This window comes from Mycobacterium sp. SMC-18, assembly GCF_045310895.1.
In the GTDB taxonomy this organism is placed as follows: domain Bacteria; phylum Actinomycetota; class Actinomycetes; order Mycobacteriales; family Mycobacteriaceae; genus Mycobacterium.
In genome coordinates this window covers 99,191-116,682 of the sequence record NZ_JBJIAL010000015.1, presented here as the reverse complement: position 1 = coordinate 116,682, position 17,492 = coordinate 99,191, and the positions used below count along the sequence as shown (strand labels likewise).

13 protein-coding genes and 1 pseudogene are annotated in these 17,492 nt (G+C 63.9%); 11 read left to right on the top strand and 3 right to left on the bottom strand.

Features of this window, described 5'->3' with window-relative positions; all coding sequences use genetic code 11:
• Positions 1-33: 33 nt before the first annotated feature.
• On the bottom strand, positions 34-1,098 hold the full coding sequence (locus ACJH6J_RS15755) for an IS110 family transposase (protein ID WP_212812777.1): 1,065 nt from the start codon (positions 1,096-1,098) through the stop codon (positions 34-36).
• Between the two features lie 411 nt (positions 1,099-1,509).
• Between ACJH6J_RS15755 and ACJH6J_RS15750 the strand changes: the two genes are divergently transcribed.
• Complete coding sequence (locus ACJH6J_RS15750; protein WP_406775035.1) at positions 1,510-2,397, top strand: hypothetical protein; 888 nt, start codon at positions 1,510-1,512, stop codon at positions 2,395-2,397.
• Positions 2,398-2,464: 67 nt separating this feature from the next.
• Here the strand turns inward: ACJH6J_RS15750 and ACJH6J_RS15745 are convergent, their stop codons facing one another.
• Positions 2,465-2,932, bottom strand: a complete 468-nt coding sequence (locus ACJH6J_RS15745) for a gamma-glutamylcyclotransferase (protein WP_061009621.1) — start codon at positions 2,930-2,932, stop codon at positions 2,465-2,467.
• 60 nt (positions 2,933-2,992) lie between these two features.
• Between ACJH6J_RS15745 and ACJH6J_RS15740 the strand changes: the two genes are divergently transcribed.
• From ACJH6J_RS15740 to ACJH6J_RS15725, 4 genes are all read left to right on the top strand, one after another.
• Positions 2,993-4,408 (top strand): NAD(P)H-quinone dehydrogenase, encoded by a 1,416-nt coding sequence (locus ACJH6J_RS15740; protein WP_061009623.1) that lies wholly within the window; start codon positions 2,993-2,995, stop codon positions 4,406-4,408.
• A 73-nt stretch (positions 4,409-4,481) separates the two neighbouring features.
• Positions 4,482-6,227, top strand: coding sequence for a glycerol-3-phosphate dehydrogenase/oxidase (locus ACJH6J_RS15735; RefSeq protein WP_061009625.1), 1,746 nt, complete (start codon positions 4,482-4,484; stop codon positions 6,225-6,227).
• Complete coding sequence (locus ACJH6J_RS15730) at positions 6,224-7,090, top strand: pseudouridine synthase (protein ID WP_406804193.1); 867 nt, start codon at positions 6,224-6,226, stop codon at positions 7,088-7,090. The genes ACJH6J_RS15735 and ACJH6J_RS15730 overlap by 4 nt, the downstream gene beginning before the upstream one ends.
• A 22-nt stretch (positions 7,091-7,112) precedes the next feature.
• On the top strand, positions 7,113-7,883 hold the full coding sequence (locus ACJH6J_RS15725) for an SDR family oxidoreductase (protein WP_346417029.1): 771 nt from the start codon (positions 7,113-7,115) through the stop codon (positions 7,881-7,883).
• Between the two features lie 3 nt (positions 7,884-7,886).
• Here the strand turns inward: ACJH6J_RS15725 and ACJH6J_RS15720 are convergent, their stop codons facing one another.
• Positions 7,887-9,068, bottom strand: coding sequence for a geranylgeranyl reductase family protein (locus tag ACJH6J_RS15720; protein ID WP_406804192.1), 1,182 nt, complete (start codon positions 9,066-9,068; stop codon positions 7,887-7,889).
• 511 nt (positions 9,069-9,579) lie between these two features.
• Between ACJH6J_RS15720 and ACJH6J_RS15715 the strand changes: the two genes are divergently transcribed.
• The 6 genes and pseudogenes from ACJH6J_RS15715 to ACJH6J_RS15690 all read left to right on the top strand — a co-directional run bounded on the left by ACJH6J_RS15715 (position 9,580) and on the right by ACJH6J_RS15690 (position 17,340).
• Complete coding sequence (locus ACJH6J_RS15715) at positions 9,580-12,303, top strand: DEAD/DEAH box helicase family protein (RefSeq protein ID WP_174814094.1); 2,724 nt, start codon at positions 9,580-9,582, stop codon at positions 12,301-12,303.
• A gap of 98 nt (positions 12,304-12,401) precedes the next feature.
• A complete protein-coding gene (locus ACJH6J_RS15710; protein ID WP_406804191.1) occupies positions 12,402-13,523 on the top strand; it encodes a hypothetical protein in 1,122 nt (373 codons plus the stop codon).
• Between the two features lie 16 nt (positions 13,524-13,539).
• Positions 13,540-14,439, top strand: coding sequence for a GIY-YIG nuclease family protein (locus ACJH6J_RS15705; RefSeq protein WP_133427783.1), 900 nt, complete (start codon positions 13,540-13,542; stop codon positions 14,437-14,439).
• 890 nt (positions 14,440-15,329) lie between these two features.
• Positions 15,330-15,419 (top strand): annotated as a pseudogene (locus tag ACJH6J_RS15700) (hypothetical protein); the annotation flags it as partial.
• Positions 15,420-15,439: 20 nt separating this feature from the next.
• Positions 15,440-15,838, top strand: a complete 399-nt coding sequence (locus tag ACJH6J_RS15695; protein WP_237163027.1) for a PIN domain-containing protein — start codon at positions 15,440-15,442, stop codon at positions 15,836-15,838.
• 14 nt (positions 15,839-15,852) lie between these two features.
• Positions 15,853-17,340 carry a class I SAM-dependent DNA methyltransferase gene (locus tag ACJH6J_RS15690; RefSeq protein WP_133427786.1) on the top strand — a complete coding sequence of 496 codons (1,488 nt, stop codon included), beginning with the start codon at positions 15,853-15,855 and terminating at the stop codon, positions 17,338-17,340.
• Positions 17,341-17,492 lie beyond the last annotated feature (152 nt).

Genomic DNA, 17,492 nt, shown 5'->3' with positions numbered 1-17,492 from the left:
GCTTCCTAACCGCGAGCGGCCATTGCTCCTATGTCAAGCAGCGAGTGCTGTTTCGGGTTTTTGGTGTGATCGGTTGAGGTGCAGGTCGGTGTGGAGGCTGCGGTAGACGGTTCGGCTGAGGTGGCGTTTGAGGCATCGTAGGGCTTCTTTGGTGGCCTTGCCGTCGGCGATGCGACCGCGGTAGTACTGCTGGCCGGCGCTGCCGGGGATGCGCAGCTGGGTGATGGCGATGCGGTGTAAGGCCGCGTTGAGTTGGCGGTTGCCGGACCGGTTCAAGCGGACGCGTCCGGCGGTGTTGCCCGACCAGACTGGGATCGGTGCGGTGCCGTTGTGGCGGCTGAAGGCGGCTTCGCTGCGGAAGCGGCTGATGCCGGCGGTTTCGGCGATGATCTTGGCGGCGGTCAGTTCACCGCATCCGGGCACCGTCAGTAGCGTCGGGGCGATTTTTTGGACGCGTTCGCCGATGCGTGCGGCCAGGGTGTTGATGGCCTCGGTCAGGCGCATGACGTCGGCGAGTTCATCGCGGGCCAACTCGGCCAGCAGTCCGTGCTGGGTGTCGAGCCATTTTGCGAGCGCGGTGCAGGCCTTGGTGCGGTGTAGTGAGCCCGGTTTGGGTTCAGCAGCGGGGTCGAGTTCGTGGATCCGTTGACGTAGCCGGTTGATCGTCGAAGTGCGTTGTGCCACAAGGTCTTCACGACGATCAATCAATAGTTTCAGTTCGCGCGAACTCTGATCATGAGAGGCGACGGGCAGATCAGGATTGCGCAGCACAGCCTGAGCCACGGCCAGCGCATCGATGGGATCGGACTTACCGCGGGTCCGTGCCGAGGCCCGGGCCTGCGACATGAGTTTGGGGGCCACCCGTACCACGGACTGGCCGGCGGTGAGCAGATCGCGCTCCAGGCGAGCTGACAGGTTGCGACAGTCCTCGATACCCCACAGCAATTCTTCCCCGAACTGCTCGCGGGCCCAGGCCAACGCCTTGTGGTGTCCGATGGTGGTGGCTTTGACGACCTTCTCACCGAGCTTGCGGCCGACCTCGTCGACCGCAACAAAGGTGTGGGTGCGCTTGTGGACATCGGTTCCAACGACGACCATGAACGGTGCCTTCTTTCATCAGAGGTGGATGAGGCGAAGGTCGGGCCGGCCGGCAGGACACATCTCAGTGGGGGCGGTGCCACGCTCCTATCAAGTCACGCCGGTCGGTCCTTCCCGCCTGGTATCGGCACAACGGCCGAATGCCAGCCCGCAGGCGGCAGTGTTTGCAAGAGCCAAATACCAGGTGAGAAGTAACCCAACCACCGCAACAGCGGCAACTCGAGAATGACACTGAGTGTTTGTACGCCGACACGCCGTGTTTCGCGTGCATCTTGGGGCCGCTCACGCTCGCCGAGGGGCCGTGAACTGCGCACCTGATCCACGTGCCGCGAAATTCCACAGTTCGTGATTGATCCACAGATCGTCTGATGCGCCTTTCGGCCACAGCCGTGGAAGCCGAGCATCAACGACGTGGACGCCGACCTTCAAGCACTACTCGACCTCCAGGACGGGGTAGCCACCAGCGCTCAGATCCTGTCGAAGCTGTCCCGCAGGACCTTTGACTCGTATCTGAAAACTGGTGCGCTCGAACGTATCTGGCAAGGGATCTACTCGCGGGGTGAACCCGACGACTGGACGCGGCTGCGCGGCCTGGACCTCTCGGCCGGCAAGCCGGTCCCGGTGTGTCTGGGGACGGCGGCGGCCCTCTACGGATTCGACACCGAGAATCCCAAGGACCTGCATGTGCTCAATCCCGCAGGTTCACATCTGCGGCACGCTGATGGACTGATGATCCATCGCCGCGACGGCGCACCGATGGTTGTGGAGCAGGGCCGGCCCGCGACCGCGCCGGCGTGGACTGCGATCGAAGTAGCACGCTCGCTGCGAAGGCCACGTGTACTGGCGACGCTCGATGCTGCTCTGCGTTCCGGCACCTGCGACCGGGTGGAGTTGTCGCGGGCGGTGACCAGGCAGGCCGGACGTCGCGGAATCGTCATCGTGAGGGAGATGTTGCCGATCGCAGATCCACGCGCGGAGTCGCCGATGGAGAGCGAGGCGCGCCTCGTGATGATCGACGGCGGCCTACCGATGCCCGAACTGCAATACGAGGTCATCGACGGCCGGGGAAAGCTGCGTCGGCTGGATTTCGCGTGGCCGCAGTACATGGTCGCCGCAGAGTACGACGGATTGGATTGGCACAGCGGACCGGACGCGATGTTGGCCGACCGCGAGCGCAGTTCGGCACTGATGGACGTCGGATGGACGGCGATCTCGATGGTGTTCGAGGACGTCCGCTACCGCCCGGACGACCTCGTCGCGCGCATCAACGCGAACTTCGGGCGCGCTCGCGCCGCGTGAGCGCCCCCAAAATGCACGCGAAACACGGTGTGTCGCTGTACAAACACGGCCGCTCGCGGGAAAAGAGTTAGGGCCCGATGTTGCGGGAGGGGCGGGTGCGGAGATGGTGGACGTAGTCGGCGGGGGCGCCGGCGATCTCGGCGGCCTCGGCCATCACGCCGAGGTAGCGCGCTGAGGGCAGGCCGCCCTCCCAGGCGTCGACGACGTACATCCAGGCCAGCACGGGGTCGGTCGTGGTGTCCGACGACACCCGGTGCACCCGGCAGCGGATCTTCTTGTGGATACCGAGCTCGGAGCCTTCCCAGCGGTCCAGGCGGTCCTCGTCCTCGCGGGTCATGTCGTAGAGCACGACGAAGACCTTCGACAGCGGATCCTCGACCAGCGTCGCCAGCGCGCCCTCCCAGCCGATGTCCGCGCCGGCGAACGTCAGCCGCCAGCCGTGCAGCCACCCCGTGGCCGCCATCGGAGAATGAGGGGCCCGCTGAAGCATCTGCTCCGGATGCATGTTCGATCCGTAAGCGGCGTAGAGCGGCACTCGGCAAGCCTACGGCTTGTTGTCGGGCGACCAACACCCAACTCAGGGTTAGATGTAGCCGTGGCTACCCGCATCGTGATCATCGGCGGCGGTCCCGCCGGGTATGAGGCAGCCCTGGTGGCCGCCGGTTACGGCCGTGAGGCGACCGAGGTCACCGTCGTCGACCGTGACGGTATCGGTGGTGCCTGCGTGCTCTGGGACTGTGTGCCGTCCAAGACCTTCATCGCGTCCACCGGGGTGCGGACCGAGCTGCGCCGCGCCGACGGGCTGGGCTTCGACATCAAGATCGAGGACGCCAAGATCTCGTTGCCGCAGATCAACAACCGGGTCAAGACGCTGGCGCGGAGCCAGTCGGTCGACATCGGCGGGCAGCTGCTGCGCGCCGGCGTCAACGTGGTGGCCGGGTGCGGCGAGCTCGTCGACAGCATCCCGGGCATGGCGCACCACCGGGTCAAGGTCACGACGCCCGACGGGCGGTCCGGCGTGCTGAAGGCCGACGTGGTGCTGATCGCCACCGGCGCGAGCCCCCGGGTGCTGCCCAACGCGGTGCCCGACGGCGAACGCATCCTCAACTGGCGCCAGCTGTACGACCTCACCGAACTGCCGGAGCACCTGGTGATCGTGGGCTCGGGTGTCACCGGCGCCGAGTTCTGCAACGCCTACACCGAGCTGGGCGTCAAGGTCACGGTGGTGGCCAGTCGCGACCAGATCCTGCCCCACGAGGACTCCGACGCCGCCGCGGTGCTGGAGGAGGTGTTCTCCGAGCGCGGTGTGACGTTGGTCAAGAACGCACGCGCCGATTCGGTGGTCCGTACCGACACCGGCGTCAAGGTCAGCCTGGCCGACGGCCGCGTCGTCGAGGGCAGCCATGCGTTGATGAGCATCGGGTCGGTGCCCAACACCTCGGGTCTGGGCCTGGAGAAGGTCGGCATCGAGCTCGGCCCGGGCAACTACCTGACGGTCGACCGGGTGTCGCGCACCAAGGCGTCGGGCATCTACGCCGCAGGTGACTGTACGGGGCTGCTGCCGCTGGCGTCGGTGGCCGCCATGCAGGGCCGCATCGCGATGTATCACGCACTGGGTGAAGGGGTTTCGCCCATCAAGCTGCGGACCGTCGCGGCGGCGGTGTTCACCCGCCCGGAGATCGCCGCGGTCGGCGTGCCGCAATCGGCGATCGACGCCGGCACGGTTCCGGCCCGCACCCTGATGCTGCCGTTGAACACCAACGCGCGCGCCAAGATGTCGCTGCTCGAGCACGGCTTCGTCAAGATCTTCTGCCGCCCGGCCACGGGCGTGGTGATCGGCGGCGTCGTGGTCGCGCCGATCGCGTCCGAGCTGATCCTGCCGATCGCGCTGGCCGTGCAGAACCGGATCTCGGTGACCGATCTGGCGCAGACGCTGTCGGTCTACCCGTCGCTGTCGGGCTCGATCATCGAGACGGCCCGCCGGCTCATGGCTCACGACGATCTGGACTGACACACGAACCATGCCGACCACGTAGGCGCGGTCTCGCAAGGCCTACCGACGAGTAACCACGAGGAGTTCCGCCGTGAGTGACCCGATTCCCGGTCCGGGCAATGGTCAGACCCTGCTGAGCCCCGCACAGCGGGACAGCGCGTGGAACCGGTTGGGCTCCGAGCAGTTCGACGTCATCGTGATCGGCGGCGGTGTCGTCGGCGCCGGTGCGGCGCTCGACGCGGCGACGCGCGGTCTGAAGGTCGCCCTGGTCGAGGCGCGCGACTTCGCCTCCGGCACCTCCAGCCGCAGCAGCAAGATGTTCCACGGCGGCCTGCGCTACCTCGAACAGCTCGAGTTCGGCCTGGTTCGTGAGGCGCTGTACGAACGCGAACTGTCCCTGACCACGCTGGCACCGCATCTCGTGAAGCCGCTGCCGTTCCTGTTCCCGCTGACCAAGCGGGTCTGGGAGCGCCCCTACATCGCCGCAGGCATCTTCCTCTACGACCAGCTCGGCGGGGCGAAGTCGGTGCCCGCGCAGAAACACCTGCTCAAGGCCGGCGCGCTGCGCCTGGCGCCCGGGCTCAAGCGCAGTTCGCTGATCGGCGCGATCCGTTACTACGACACCGTCGTCGACGACGCGCGGCACACCATGACCGTCGCCCGCACCGCGGCGCACTATGGCGCCGTCGTCCGCACTTCGACGCAGGTCGTGGCGTTGCTCCGCGAAGGCGACCGGGTCACCGGTGTACGGGTCCGCGATTCGGAAACCGGTGCGGTGACCGAGGTCTGCGGCCACGTCGTGGTCAACGCCACCGGAGTGTGGACCGACGAGATTCAGGCCCTGTCGAAGCAGCGCGGCCGGTTCCGGGTCCGCGCCTCGAAGGGCGTGCACATCGTCGTCCCGCGCGACCGCATCGTCAGCGAGGTGGCGATCATCCTGCGCACCGAGAAGTCGGTGCTGTTCGTCATCCCGTGGGGCACGCACTGGATCATCGGCACCACCGACACCGACTGGAACCTCGACCTCGCGCACCCGGCGGCGACCAAGGCCGACATCGACTACATCCTCGGGCACGTCAACAAGGTGCTGGCCACGCCGCTCAACCATGACGACATCGACGGCGTCTACGCAGGCCTGCGCCCGCTGCTGGCCGGGGAGAGCGAGGAGACCTCCAAGCTGTCCCGCGAGCACGCCGTCGCGGTGCCGGCCCCGGGCCTGGTGGCCATCGCCGGCGGCAAGTACACCACCTACCGGGTCATGGGCGAGGACGCCATCGACGCGGCCAGCGAGTTCGTGCCGACGCGCGTGGCGCCGTCGATCACCGAGAAGGTGCCGCTGCTCGGCGCCGACGGCTACTTCGCGCTGATCAACCAGACCGAACACGTGGGCCAGCACTATGGTCTGCATCCCTACCGGGTGCGGCACCTGCTGGACCGCTACGGCTCGCTGATCGGCGAGGTGCTGGACATGGCGGCCGACCGGCCCGAGCTGCTGGAACCCATCACCGAGGCGCCGGTGTACCTGAAGGTGGAAGCCTGGTACGCGGCCGCGGCCGAGGGCGCGCTGCACCTCGAGGACATCCTGGCCCGCCGCATGCGGATTTCCATCGAGTACCAGCACCGCGGCGTCGACTGCGCCCGCGAGGTCGCGGAAGTCGTTGCGCCCGTGCTGGGTTGGAGTGCCGAGGACATCGACCGCGAGGTCGCGACGTACCTGGCCCGCGTCGAAGCCGAGGTGCTGTCACAGACGCAGCCCGACGACGAATCGGCAGATGCGTTGCGCGCGGCGGCTCCCGAGGCCCGTTCGGAGATCCTCGAGCCGGTTCCGCTCGATTGAGCCTGCCCGTCCGTCCTGGATACGAGGGGATCGGGCCTGCTCGGCTGCGGGTGCACGGCGGGCCGGTGCTGGCTGAGCTGCGGGCGCGGTTCGGCGACGAGGCGGCCGCCAAAGTGCTTGCCGGCGAGGTGCTTTGCGCCGACGGGTCGGTCGTTTCCGATGCGACGGAGCTACCGGCCGGCGCGTTCATCTACTGGTACCGGGACCTGCCCGACGAGGTCGTCGTCCCGTTCGACGTGCCGGTGCTGTACCGCGACGAGAACATCGTCGTGGTCGACAAGCCGCACTTCCTCGCGACCATGCCGCGAGGCGGGCACGTGGTGCAGACGGCCCTGGTGCGGCTGCGACGGGCGTTGGGATTGTGGGAGCTCTCACCGGCGCATCGGCTGGACCGGCTGACCGCCGGTGTCCTGGTGTTCACCGCACGGCGCGAGGTCCGTGGGGCGTATCAGACGATGTTCGCCGCGGGCGGGGTGGCCAAGACGTATCTGGCGCGGTCGTCGGCCGGCACGCTGGCCGGGCCCGTCGAGTTGCGGAACCGAATTGTGAAGCGGCGCGGGTCTTTACAGGCCAGCATCGAGCCCGGTGAGGTGAACGCGGTGACTTTCGTCGAGCCGTTGGGGGATGGGCTGTTCCGGCTGGCGCCCGCCACGGGCCGCACCCACCAGCTGCGGGTGCACATGAACTCGCTCGGGTTGCCCATCGACGGTGATCCGTTGTACCCCACGGTGCTCGAGGTTCCTGTCGGCGACTTCTCCACACCGCTGCAGTTGTTGGCCCACCGGCTCGCATTTGTCGACCCGGTGACCGGAGAGCAGCGGGAGTTCGTCAGTGAGCGGACGTTGGCGAACCGGCCCGAATAAGCCCTGTGTTCTACTGCTAGCCATGGACCGCACCACATTTGACCGCCTGTTCGACATGACCGACCGCACCGTCATCGTGACCGGCGGGACGCGCGGTATCGGCCTCGCGATGGCCGAGGGGTTCGCGCTGGCCGGTGCCAATCTCGTGGTCGCCAGCCGTAAGCCCGACGCGTGCGAGGCTGCGGCCGAGCATCTGCGCGGTCTGGGTGGCAAGGTGATCGGCGTGCCCGTGAACATGGGCAACCTCGACGATCTCGACCGGCTGGTCGAAGCCACCGTCGCCGAGTTCGGCGGCATCGACGTGCTCGTGAACAACGCGGCCAACGCGCTCGCCCAGCCGCTGGGGGAGATGACGCCCGAGGCGTGGGCCAAGTCGTACGACTCCAACCTGCGTGGGCCGGTGTTTCTGGTGCAGAAAGCGTTGCCGCACTTGAAGACGAGCCCGGCTGCCGCGGTCCTGAACATGTCGTCGGTCGGCGCCTTCCAGTTCGCGCCGTTCGTGTCGATGTACGCCGCGGGCAAGGCGGCGCTGCTGTCGTTCACCCGCTCGATGGCGGCCGCCTACGCGGCCGACGGCATCCGGGTCAACGCCATCGCGCCCGGCCCCGTCGACACCGACATGGTGCGCAACAACCCGCAGGAGGCCATCGACGCGATGGCGTCCAACACGCTGCTGAAGCGGCTGGCCAGCCCTGACGAAATGGTGGGCACGGCGCTCCTGTTGTGTTCGGGCGCAGGCAGTTACATCACCGGACAGGTCGTCATCGTCGACGGCGGCGGGACGCCGCGGTAGCGGTCAGTACGTGTGCAGGGGGCCGTATGACTTCCCGTACATCACCCGCAGCGCGCCGTCGCGGACGAATCCTTTGTCGAGAAGCTTGATACCCGTGTTCGGAATGGCCGGGATGCCGGCGAGCTTGTGGCCGAAGCGGCCCATCCGGTACTCCCGGCCCCAGGCCGCTTCCAGGCGCTGGGTGTAGTTGGTGAAGTCGTCGGGGCCACCGTTCTGCAGCGCCGCGATGACGCATTCGCCGGCGACCAGGCCGGCCTCCAGCGCCTTCGAAATGCCTGCGCCGGAAACCGGTTTGGCGGCGCCGAGTGCGTCGCCGGTGAAAACCACGCCCGGACGCCACGGCGGCCACGCGGTAAAACCCATCGGCAGCCGCCACGCTCGCACGCTCTTGCTCTTCTTCAATTCCGCGATCGATGGCAGCTCCCACTCATACCGCAGCGACCGCAGGAATTCGCCGAGTAGCTGCGTGGCGTTGATGGCTTGCCAGTTCCGGTAGCAGTTGACATAGCCCACGCCGATGTTGAGCACACCATTGCCCATCGGGAACACCCAGCCGTAGCCGGGCAACTGATCGCCCTGGAACTGCAGCTTGAGGTAGATGTCGAGCGAATCGGTGTCGGGCCGGTTGGTGTGCATCTCCGCGCGGATCGCGATGGCCGAGTAGCCGTTGTACTCCGAATCGATGTTCAGCGCGCGCTTGACGGGCGAGTACGCGCCGTCGGCGGCGACGACGGCGTCTGCGGAGATCTTCTCCCCGCTCTTGAGGACCACGCCGACCACCCGGCCGTCGGCATCGAGTTCAGGTCCCGCCACTTCGGCACCTTCGCGTACCTCTGCGCCGGCCTTTTCGGCGTGCCTGAGCAATACCGTGTCCAAATGCGTACGGCTGGCCGTATGTCCGTGATCGGGCATGCCGGGGCGCCGCGGGAAGGACATCTCCCATCGGCTCGGGCTGAACACCGTGACGCGGTCGACCCGGTGGAAGGTGGCGACTTCGTCGGCCAGGCCCATCTTCTGCAGGTAACTGACGGCGCGGGCGGTCAGTCCGTCGCCGCAGGGTTTGTCGCGGGGAAACTCGGCCTTGTCGACGACCAGCACCTTGGCGCCCACCCGCGCGGCCTGCCAGGCGGCGGCGGAGCCCGACGGACCACCACCGGCGACGACGACGTCATACCGCTGTGCCATCGTTTCCCGCCCCGTCCGTCCCGAAGTGGCTCCAGTTCATCAGCTTTCGTGCGGAGCCGCCAGGTGACCAACTTACCGATGCGGGTCGTCGACTTTCAGGCTGTCCCCGCTGTTCGAGATGTTCCCGGCCGACGTGTCGCGCGCGTCCCGGTAATCCGGGCGTACCGGGGCTACCGTGGATGGCGTGGCATCCATCTTCGGCGACTCGCATCTGAAGAACGTCCGCCTGGTCACCCCGCAGACCACGAAGGGCTGCCAGGACTGCATCGCGGCCGGCACCCGCTGGGTGCACCTGCGGCTGTGCCTGACATGCGGTCCGTCGGGTGCTGCGATTCGTCGCCGATGCGCCGTGCCAGTGCCCATGCGAAGACGCCGGGCCGCGAGATCCAGCACTCCATAAGGCTTAGTACTGTCGGTTGGATGCCTCGGAGGGCACCACTTTGTGCTCCGTTGTGGGTATGACTCGTTTGATACTGGCTTTCCATACGATCGAAGTCGATAAGCTGTGCTAATGAGCGACGTGGGGGACGATTCTCGGCTGCCGGCCGAGGCGCGTGCGCGACGGCTGATCGATGAGCAGCTCACCCAGGCGGGCTGGGTAGTCCAATATAAGAAGGACTTGAACCTCTTCGTGGGTTCGGGCATTGCTGTTCGCGAAGTGGTGATGAAGCCAAGCCACGGACGGGTCGATTATTTGCTTTACGTCGATAAGGCAGTGGTCGGCGTCATTGAGGCGAAACCAGTCGGTACGCCGTTGTCTGGGGTCGAGTGGCAGTCAGCAATGTATGCCGAGGGTCTGCCAGCCGATGTGCGGATCGCCGCGAAGACGCGTGAAGGACGCTTGCCATTCGTGTTCGAGGCTTCGGGCGTCGAAACTCATTTCACGAACGGTTTCGATCCGGAACCACGCGCGCGGCTGATCTTCAATGTGCCTAGGCCCGAGGCGTTGGCCCGCATTCTGCGTGACGCCGAAGCGGACCCACGGCGACCGACATGGCGGGCTAAGGTGCAGAACCTGCCTCCGCTCGATACTGCTCCGCTTCGCCCGGCCCAGATCGAGGCTATCAATGGCGTCGAAAAGAGTTTGGCTGCACAGCAGTTCGATCGTTCGCTGATCCAGATGGCCACTGGCGCCGGCAAGACATACACCGCGGTGACGCAGTCGTACCGCTTGCTCAAACACGGTGGTTTCAATCGGATTCTGTTCGTGGTCGACCGAAACAACCTGGCCGAACAGACACTTGCTGAATTCCAGAACTATCGCACGCCTGACGACGGTCGGCGTTTCACGGAGCTGTACAACGTCGCCAAGCTGTCCAAGGCGGGATTGTTGGGGTCGACGAAGGTCTCGATTTCGACGATTCAGCGGGTTTTCAAGGCCATCAAGGTTGGCGAAGTCAGCGACACCGACGACCCGGACATCGACGATTACATCCCGGACGTGCCGGTGACTGTTTCGTACAGCTGTGAAATCCCACCGGAAACATTCGATCTCATCGTTGTCGATGAAGCTCATCGGAGCATCTACGGGGTTTGGCGGGGTGTCCTCGAGTATTTCGACGCCCACGTGGTCGGGCTGACGGCCACTCCCGGTAAACAGACGTTCGCGTTCTTCCGGCAGAACCTGGTGGCGGACTACACCTATCCCGAATCCGTAGCTGACGGCGTCAACGTCGACTTCGACGTGTACCGGATCCGCACGAAGATCAGCGATGCGGGATCGCGGATTGAGGCAGGCACCATCGTGCCGAAGGTTGACCGGCGTACTCGTGAACAGCGGCTTGAGGCGCTCGACGATGATCTGGATTACGGTGCAGCACAGCTCGATCGGGCAGTGACCGCGACCGATCAGATCCGGACGGTGCTCGAAATATTCCGGGACCGGCTCTTCACCGAGATTTTCCCGGGACGTAGCACGGTGCCGAAAACGCTGATTTTCGCCAAGGATGACAACCATGCGGAGGAGATCGTCAAGCAAGTACGTGAAGTGTTCGGTAAGGGCAACGATTTCGCTGCGAAGATCACCTACAACGCGCGAAATGCCAAGGAGCAGTTACAAGCCCTGCGGACCAGCCCGAACCTGCGCATCGCCGTCACTGTCGACATGATCGCCACCGGTACCGACGTTAAACCACTGGAATGTGTGTTCTTTATGCGCGACGTGCGCTCAGCACAGTACTTCGAGCAGATGAAAGGTCGTGGCGCACGTACTATTGCGGATGCTGACTTCCAATCTGTCACGCCGGATGCGCAGACGAAGACGCGGTTTGTGATCGTAGATGCCGTCGGCGTCACCGAGCACGATTTCGTGGAGCCGCCGCTGAACCGGCAGCGGTCGGTGCCGCTCAAGAAGCTGCTGGAGAAAGCGGCCAATCTAACGATCACCGAGGATGAAGCAGCCACGCTTGCTTCGCGTTTAGCAAAACTGGAGCTCGACCTCACCGATGCGGAGCGGGTCGAACTCGATGAGGTCGCGTCCGGTCGGGTTCGTGACATCATCCGGAACCTCGTTGATGCGGTCGAACCAGCGACCACAACGCGAGAAGCCATTGATCGTGCGATTGAACCGCTGGCCTCGAACCCTGAGCTGCGCAACCGTATTTTGGAGCTCCGGGCTGCGCATGATCGAGTGATCGACGAGGTCAGTCGCGACGAACTGATCGAAGCTGGGGGTGTGGTCGACACGGACAAGGCTCGCTCGGTGGTGGAGTCGTGGTCCGCTTATCTGGCTGAACATCGCGACGAGATCACCGCACTGCAAGTGGGTTATGAGGCGGGCGAACGGCGTATCGACTTCGCGGTCATCGAGGGGCTGGCGGCGAGAATCTCACGGCCACCGCACAATTGGACAACCGACGTGATCTGGAACGCCTATGCCGCGGTGGACGGGGTGAAGGTGCGCAAGAGCGCCACCCACACGCTCACAGATCTGGTGTCGTTGATCCGCTACGCCACTGGTGTTGATGACGAGCTGGTGCCCTACGGTGAGCGGGTGCGTGAACGATATGCCGCCTGGCTGACGCAACAGGATCAGTCGGGTGCAGTTTTCACCGAGATCGAGCGGTGGTGGCTGGACCGGATGGTGTCGGTGATCGCGAGTTCCGCGGGTATCCGGGTCGAAGACCTGGACGACGCACCGTTCACTGAGCGTGGCGGAACTGACGGGGCGATAAGGGATTTGGGTGAGCGAGCAGCGGAGTTGATCGACGAATTGAACGCGGAGTTGACGGCGTGAGTTGGCCGTGGCAGTTACCTGACGGTTGGCGGTGGACTGAATGGGAGGCAGTTGCGCGCGTCGCCAGTAACCTCGTAGAGCCGGAGGATTACCGTGCGATGCCGCATATTGCGCCAAACCATATAGAGGCACATACAGGTCGCCTTCTGCCGTACCGGACAGTCGGTGACGACGAGGTCGTCAGTGCTAAGCATCGTTTTAGACCTGGGCAGATCCTGTACAGCAAGATTCGTCCGTATTTGGGCAAGGTCGTCCTTGTCGATTTCGATGGGCTTTGCAGTGCCGACATGTATCCGGTCGACACAGAACTTGAGCCGCGGTACCTGAAATGGTGGATGCTCACCCCCGAGTTCACCCGTCGTGCGTCTGGACAGCAGGCCCGTACCGTTCTGCCCAAGATAAACAAACGGGCGCTGGGACGATTGCCTGTGCCGGTCGCACAGCCCGGCGATCAGGAACGCATCGTAGAGATTCTCGATGATCACCTATCGCGCCTCGACGCCGCGGCGGATTACCTTCGCGCAGCAGAACGCCGGCTGGACACGTTTGTGACTGCCACTCTCATGAACCTGATCCCTGATGTTGACGACTACCCAGCGAAGTGGGAGAGAAGCTGCGTCGGCGATGCCGGTGTCGTAGAACTGGGGCGTCAGCGTCACCCTGATTGGCATTCAGGACCGAATATGAAGCCCTATTTGCGTGTGGCAAATGTATTCGAGGACAGGATCGATACTCGCGATGTGATGGAGATGCATTGGCCTGCCGAGACATTCGATCGGTTCAAACTACATGTGGGTGATGTTCTCCTTAACGAAGGGCAGACACCCGAACTGCTCGGACGCCCGGCGTTATATCGGGGTGAGCCGGCGGAGGTTGCTTTCACGAACAGCCTTCTCCGTTTCGTTGCATCTGATCGAGTCCTACCTGAGTTCGCACTCCTCGTTTTCAGACGCCACATGCGAGCTGGTAGGTTCAAGCGGGAGTCACGGATTACGACGAACATTGCGCATTTGTCCGCCTCTCGGCTCAAACCTATTGAATTCCCGATTCCCGATCTCGCCGAACAAGCGGCTATCGTCGCGTCCGCCCAGCGGTCCTTTGAGGCGGTCGAGCGTCAGCGCGCGCAGCTTGCTATCGCTAAGTTGCGTCGGGAGCAGCTACGGAAGTCAATGTTGTCCGCAGCTTTCTCCGGCCACCTCACGGGTTCTCGACTGAGTTGAAAGAACTCGAAACTGTATGAGCGGCAAGCAGATCAAGCTCTTTCTTGTCGACGGTAGTGCCGGTGGACTCACCACCGCTGAGATCACCAATTGGACTGGGCATGTGCTGTCGGCGCCACGGTCAGAACTGGCCGATCTCCTCAAACGCGAAGAGTCTCAACGCACCGGCGCCTACCTGTTGATGGGCGAAGACGAAGCTGTTGTTGGAAACACTCGTTGCTACATCGGTGAGGCCGACGTCGTCGCTGAGCGCTTGCGGTATCACCAACGGGAGAAAGACTTTTGGGATCGCGTCGTCGTGATCACGTCGAAGGACGCGAATCTGACGAAGGCCCATGGTCGCTATCTTGAGTCACGCCTCATCGATCTGGCGACAAGAGCTGGGCGCGTCAAGGTTGAGAACGGTACGGCTCCGTCGCCGCCGGCGTTGCCCGAAGCGGATGCCTCCGACATGGACTACTTCGTTTCGCAACTTGAGATCGTGCTGCCGGTTCTTGGCGTCAATGCCATCCGCATCCCGCTCCCGAAGCCCGGAATCCGAGACGCCGTGGACTCGGATTCGCCTGTATTTCACCTGCGCAACGCCAAGCAAGGCGTCGACGCTAAGGCCCAGCAGATCGACGGCGAGTTCACCATGCTCGCCGGGTCAATTGTCGTGGCGGTCTGGCAGGGCATCGGCAAGGCTCAGAGCACGATTAAATCGTATGCGTCGTACCGTGCGCACCATGAGCAGTTGATCGCCGACGGGGCGATCGTCATCGAAGCTGGGAAGGGCGTGGTCACCCGGAGCATCCCGTTCAGCTCACCTTCCACGGCGGGCGCTGTTGCATGGGGGCACTCCTGCAATGGGCGCCGAGAGTGGATCGCCTCGGACGGTTCAACCTTTGGCGACTGGGAGAGTCGCGGCGTCGAGTAGTGGCGCGAGCAGCTCGTCGGTGGGCACTGCAATTATTCTGTGAGCGAGAGCGGCTTCGCGCGGCACAATGGTCCGGAGGCGACTGACCGACCTCATGGAATCGCAGATGGGAGGCGATGGTCATGATCAAGCAGATCGAACTGCGCCTCGTCGGCGGCTCTGCGCCCAGCGGCGAGATCACACTGAAAGACCTGAGCGCCATATCGGCTGCGCTGCAGGAGTTGGTCACCAGACTCAGCCGTGATGCAGCAGATGCGGCTGGCCCTGGGCGATCTAAGCAGTACGTGGAGGAGTTCGCCGAACTGCGGTTGGGCGCCATTCAGCAGGGGAGCACGGTGCTCCAGTTCAGCAAGGGACCGACCGACAAGCTCGACGTCGAGGTTCCCGGGCTGGCCGATGCCGACGACAGGTTCTGGGAGGTACTGACGGCGATCAGCACCGACCATCGGCCGGACTGGGTCAGTGAATTGATCGCCGAGTCGGCAGGCAAGCTGACTCTCGCGATGAGGGCTGCCGCAGACACCGTCGTCGTAGCCTCGCCGTCCCGCGGGGACATTCGTATCGAGGCCTCAAACGCCCATCCCGAGACTTGGGCAACGACCCGACAGACTGCTGGTGGCGCCGGCACTGCGGCTGGGCGGCTCGAGAAGGTGGACCTGCATTCCCACAAGTTCCGACTCCGCGACGACGTCGGCAACACAGTCGAATTGCGCCGCGTCGCCGATGACGCAGCTGCTGCGCGGCTCGTCGGACAATGGGTTTATGCCGAGGGCCTGGCAATGCTCAGTCCGTCTGGACGGGTAGTGGTCTTGGATGACGCACGGGTACACGAAACAGTCGATCCGGTCGCCGAGTTTCGGCGGCGCGACGTCGTTTCTCCGGACGAAATTCTTGCGAGTGCTCCCGGGCCGGATCCGAACGGCGGTGTTGACCCCACAGACGAGGAATGGGCCGCTTTCCTTCAGGCAATTCGCTCATGAGCCGGCCGGGAGCGACGGTCGTGGATACCGATGTGTTTAGTCGTGTCTACGTCAATCCAGTAGCTGCCGATTCGCGCGCGCAGGAATGGCGTGACGTCTTGGCGGGGCGGCCCACGGTCATTTCCTTTCAGACTCAAGGCGAGGTCCTCAGCGGTGCCCGCCAAGCGAATTGGGGCGCTGCCCGGATGGTGCGTCTGCTCGAAGTGCTTCAACGCACGCCGACGATCTATGCAGATGTCGACGTAATCGGGGCGTATGCCGCGCTCTCAGCAGATTGCCGCGCCGAGGGTCATCCGCTCCACGACAAGATTCACACTGCTGATCGCTGGATCGCAGCTTGCGCCATCGCCAAGCACTTCGAGCTGTTATCTGGAGACGCAATTTTTCAGGGTGCTCCAAACCTCAATGTTCTCAACTGATTTCGAAGGAACGCATGTCTGAATCGCGTCGCCTCGTCGACAAGCTGTGGTCGTACTGCAATGTGCTGCGCGACGACGGCGTTGGTGTCATCGAGTACACCGAGCAGCTCACGTACCTGCTGTTCCTGAAAATGGCGCACGAGCGGGCGACTCGGAGACTAAACCCGCAGAAGATCGTTCCCAACGAGTTCTCCTGGCAGAAGCTCCTTGATGCCGAGGGAACCGATCTCGAAGTCGAGTACACCAAGATTCTCGTCGGGCTCGGTCAGCAGCCAGGAACATTGGGCACCATCTACCGCAAGGCCCAGAACCGGATTCAGGATCCAGCCAAGCTCAAGCGACTGATTGTTGACCTCATCGACAAAGAGAACTGGTCCGCATCGGGTACGGACCTCAAAGGCGACGCATATGAGGAGTTGCTTGCCAAGGGTGCCTCAGACAAGGGTTCTGGCGCCGGACAGTACTTCACGCCACGTGATCTCATCCGCGCTATCGTCGACGTCATCGATCCTTCAGTGGCAGACACCGTCGTCGATCCTGCATGCGGCACAGGCGGATTCCTCCTTGTCGCGCACGAACACGTAGCCGAAGCGGCGGGTAAGCTCACGCCGACGCAGCGGGCTCATCTTCGCGATAGCTTAGTCGCCGGCTACGAACTCGTTGATGGTACTGCCCGGTTGGCTGCGATGAATCTGCTGTTGCACGGTATCGGCGCTGCGGATGGCGCGTCGCTGATTGAGGTGCGTGACGCATTGATTGCTGACCCCGGCCGTCGGTGGTCGGTCGTGCTGTCCAACCCTCCGTTCGGGCGCAAGTCATCGCTGTCGATGATTGGCGCGGACGGACGCGAGGTCCGCGACGATATCGAAATCGAGCGTCAAGACTTCGTCGTCACTACGAGCAACAAGCAGCTCAACTTCCTGCAACACATCATGACAATCCTGGATATCAATGGCCGCGCGGCGGTTGTGCTGCCCGATAATGTGTTGTTCGAAGGTGGTGCAGGAGAGACACTGCGCCGGAAACTTCTGGCTGACTTCGAACTACACACCATGCTGCGGCTGCCGACAGGCATTTTCTACGCACAGGGTGTGAAGGCCAACGTGCTGTTCTTCGACAAGAAGCCGGCGTCGGAGCACCCGTGGACCAGTAGGCTCTGGGTGTACGACTTGCGTACCAACCAGCACTTCACGCTCAAGCAAAACCCGTTGCGGCGCATCCACCTTGATGACTTCGTCGAGTCATATCTGTCGGGCAAACCCCGTGACGAACGGGTCGAATCCACTCGCTGGCACGCGTACTCATATGACGATCTCCTCGCCCGCGACAAGGTCAACCTCGATATCACTTGGTTGCGCGACGAGTCACTTGAGGACGCGAACAACCTTCCGGCACCTGAGGTGATTGCCAGGGAAATCGTCGAAGACTTGACGGCGGCGCTCGCAGAGTTCGAGGCAGTAGTCGCGGCCCTCGAAGCTTCGGCCGGCGGCGAGGATCTGTAAGCACGGTGCGTGTGCTTGTTCCTTCTCGATGAGTTGTCAGGCACGCAGCTGCTAGATCGTGATCAGTGGTATTTGCGTCGCTTGTAGAGGGATTGTCGGGCGCGGTATTGGTGTTGTCGGCGTTATCGTGACCAGGCCAGCAGGGTGGTGAC

What these genes read in the sequence shown, in the direction of transcription:
- ACJH6J_RS15755 (WP_212812777.1), bottom strand. Translation starts at nt 1,098, where the DNA reads ATGGTCGTCGTTGGAACCGATGTCCACAAGCGCACCCACACCTTTGTT.
- ACJH6J_RS15725 (WP_346417029.1), top strand. Translation starts at nt 7,113, where the DNA reads ATGGACCGCACCACATTTGACCGCCTGTTCGACATGACCGACCGCACC.
- ACJH6J_RS15720 (WP_406804192.1), bottom strand. Translation starts at nt 9,068, where the DNA reads ATGGCACAGCGGTATGACGTCGTCGTCGCCGGTGGTGGTCCGTCGGGC.
- ACJH6J_RS15715 (WP_174814094.1), top strand. Translation starts at nt 9,580, where the DNA reads ATGAGCGACGTGGGGGACGATTCTCGGCTGCCGGCCGAGGCGCGTGCG.
- ACJH6J_RS15710 (WP_406804191.1), top strand. Translation starts at nt 12,402, where the DNA reads ATGCCGCATATTGCGCCAAACCATATAGAGGCACATACAGGTCGCCTT.
- ACJH6J_RS15705 (WP_133427783.1), top strand. Translation starts at nt 13,540, where the DNA reads ATGAGCGGCAAGCAGATCAAGCTCTTTCTTGTCGACGGTAGTGCCGGT.
- ACJH6J_RS15690 (WP_133427786.1), top strand. Translation starts at nt 15,853, where the DNA reads ATGTCTGAATCGCGTCGCCTCGTCGACAAGCTGTGGTCGTACTGCAAT.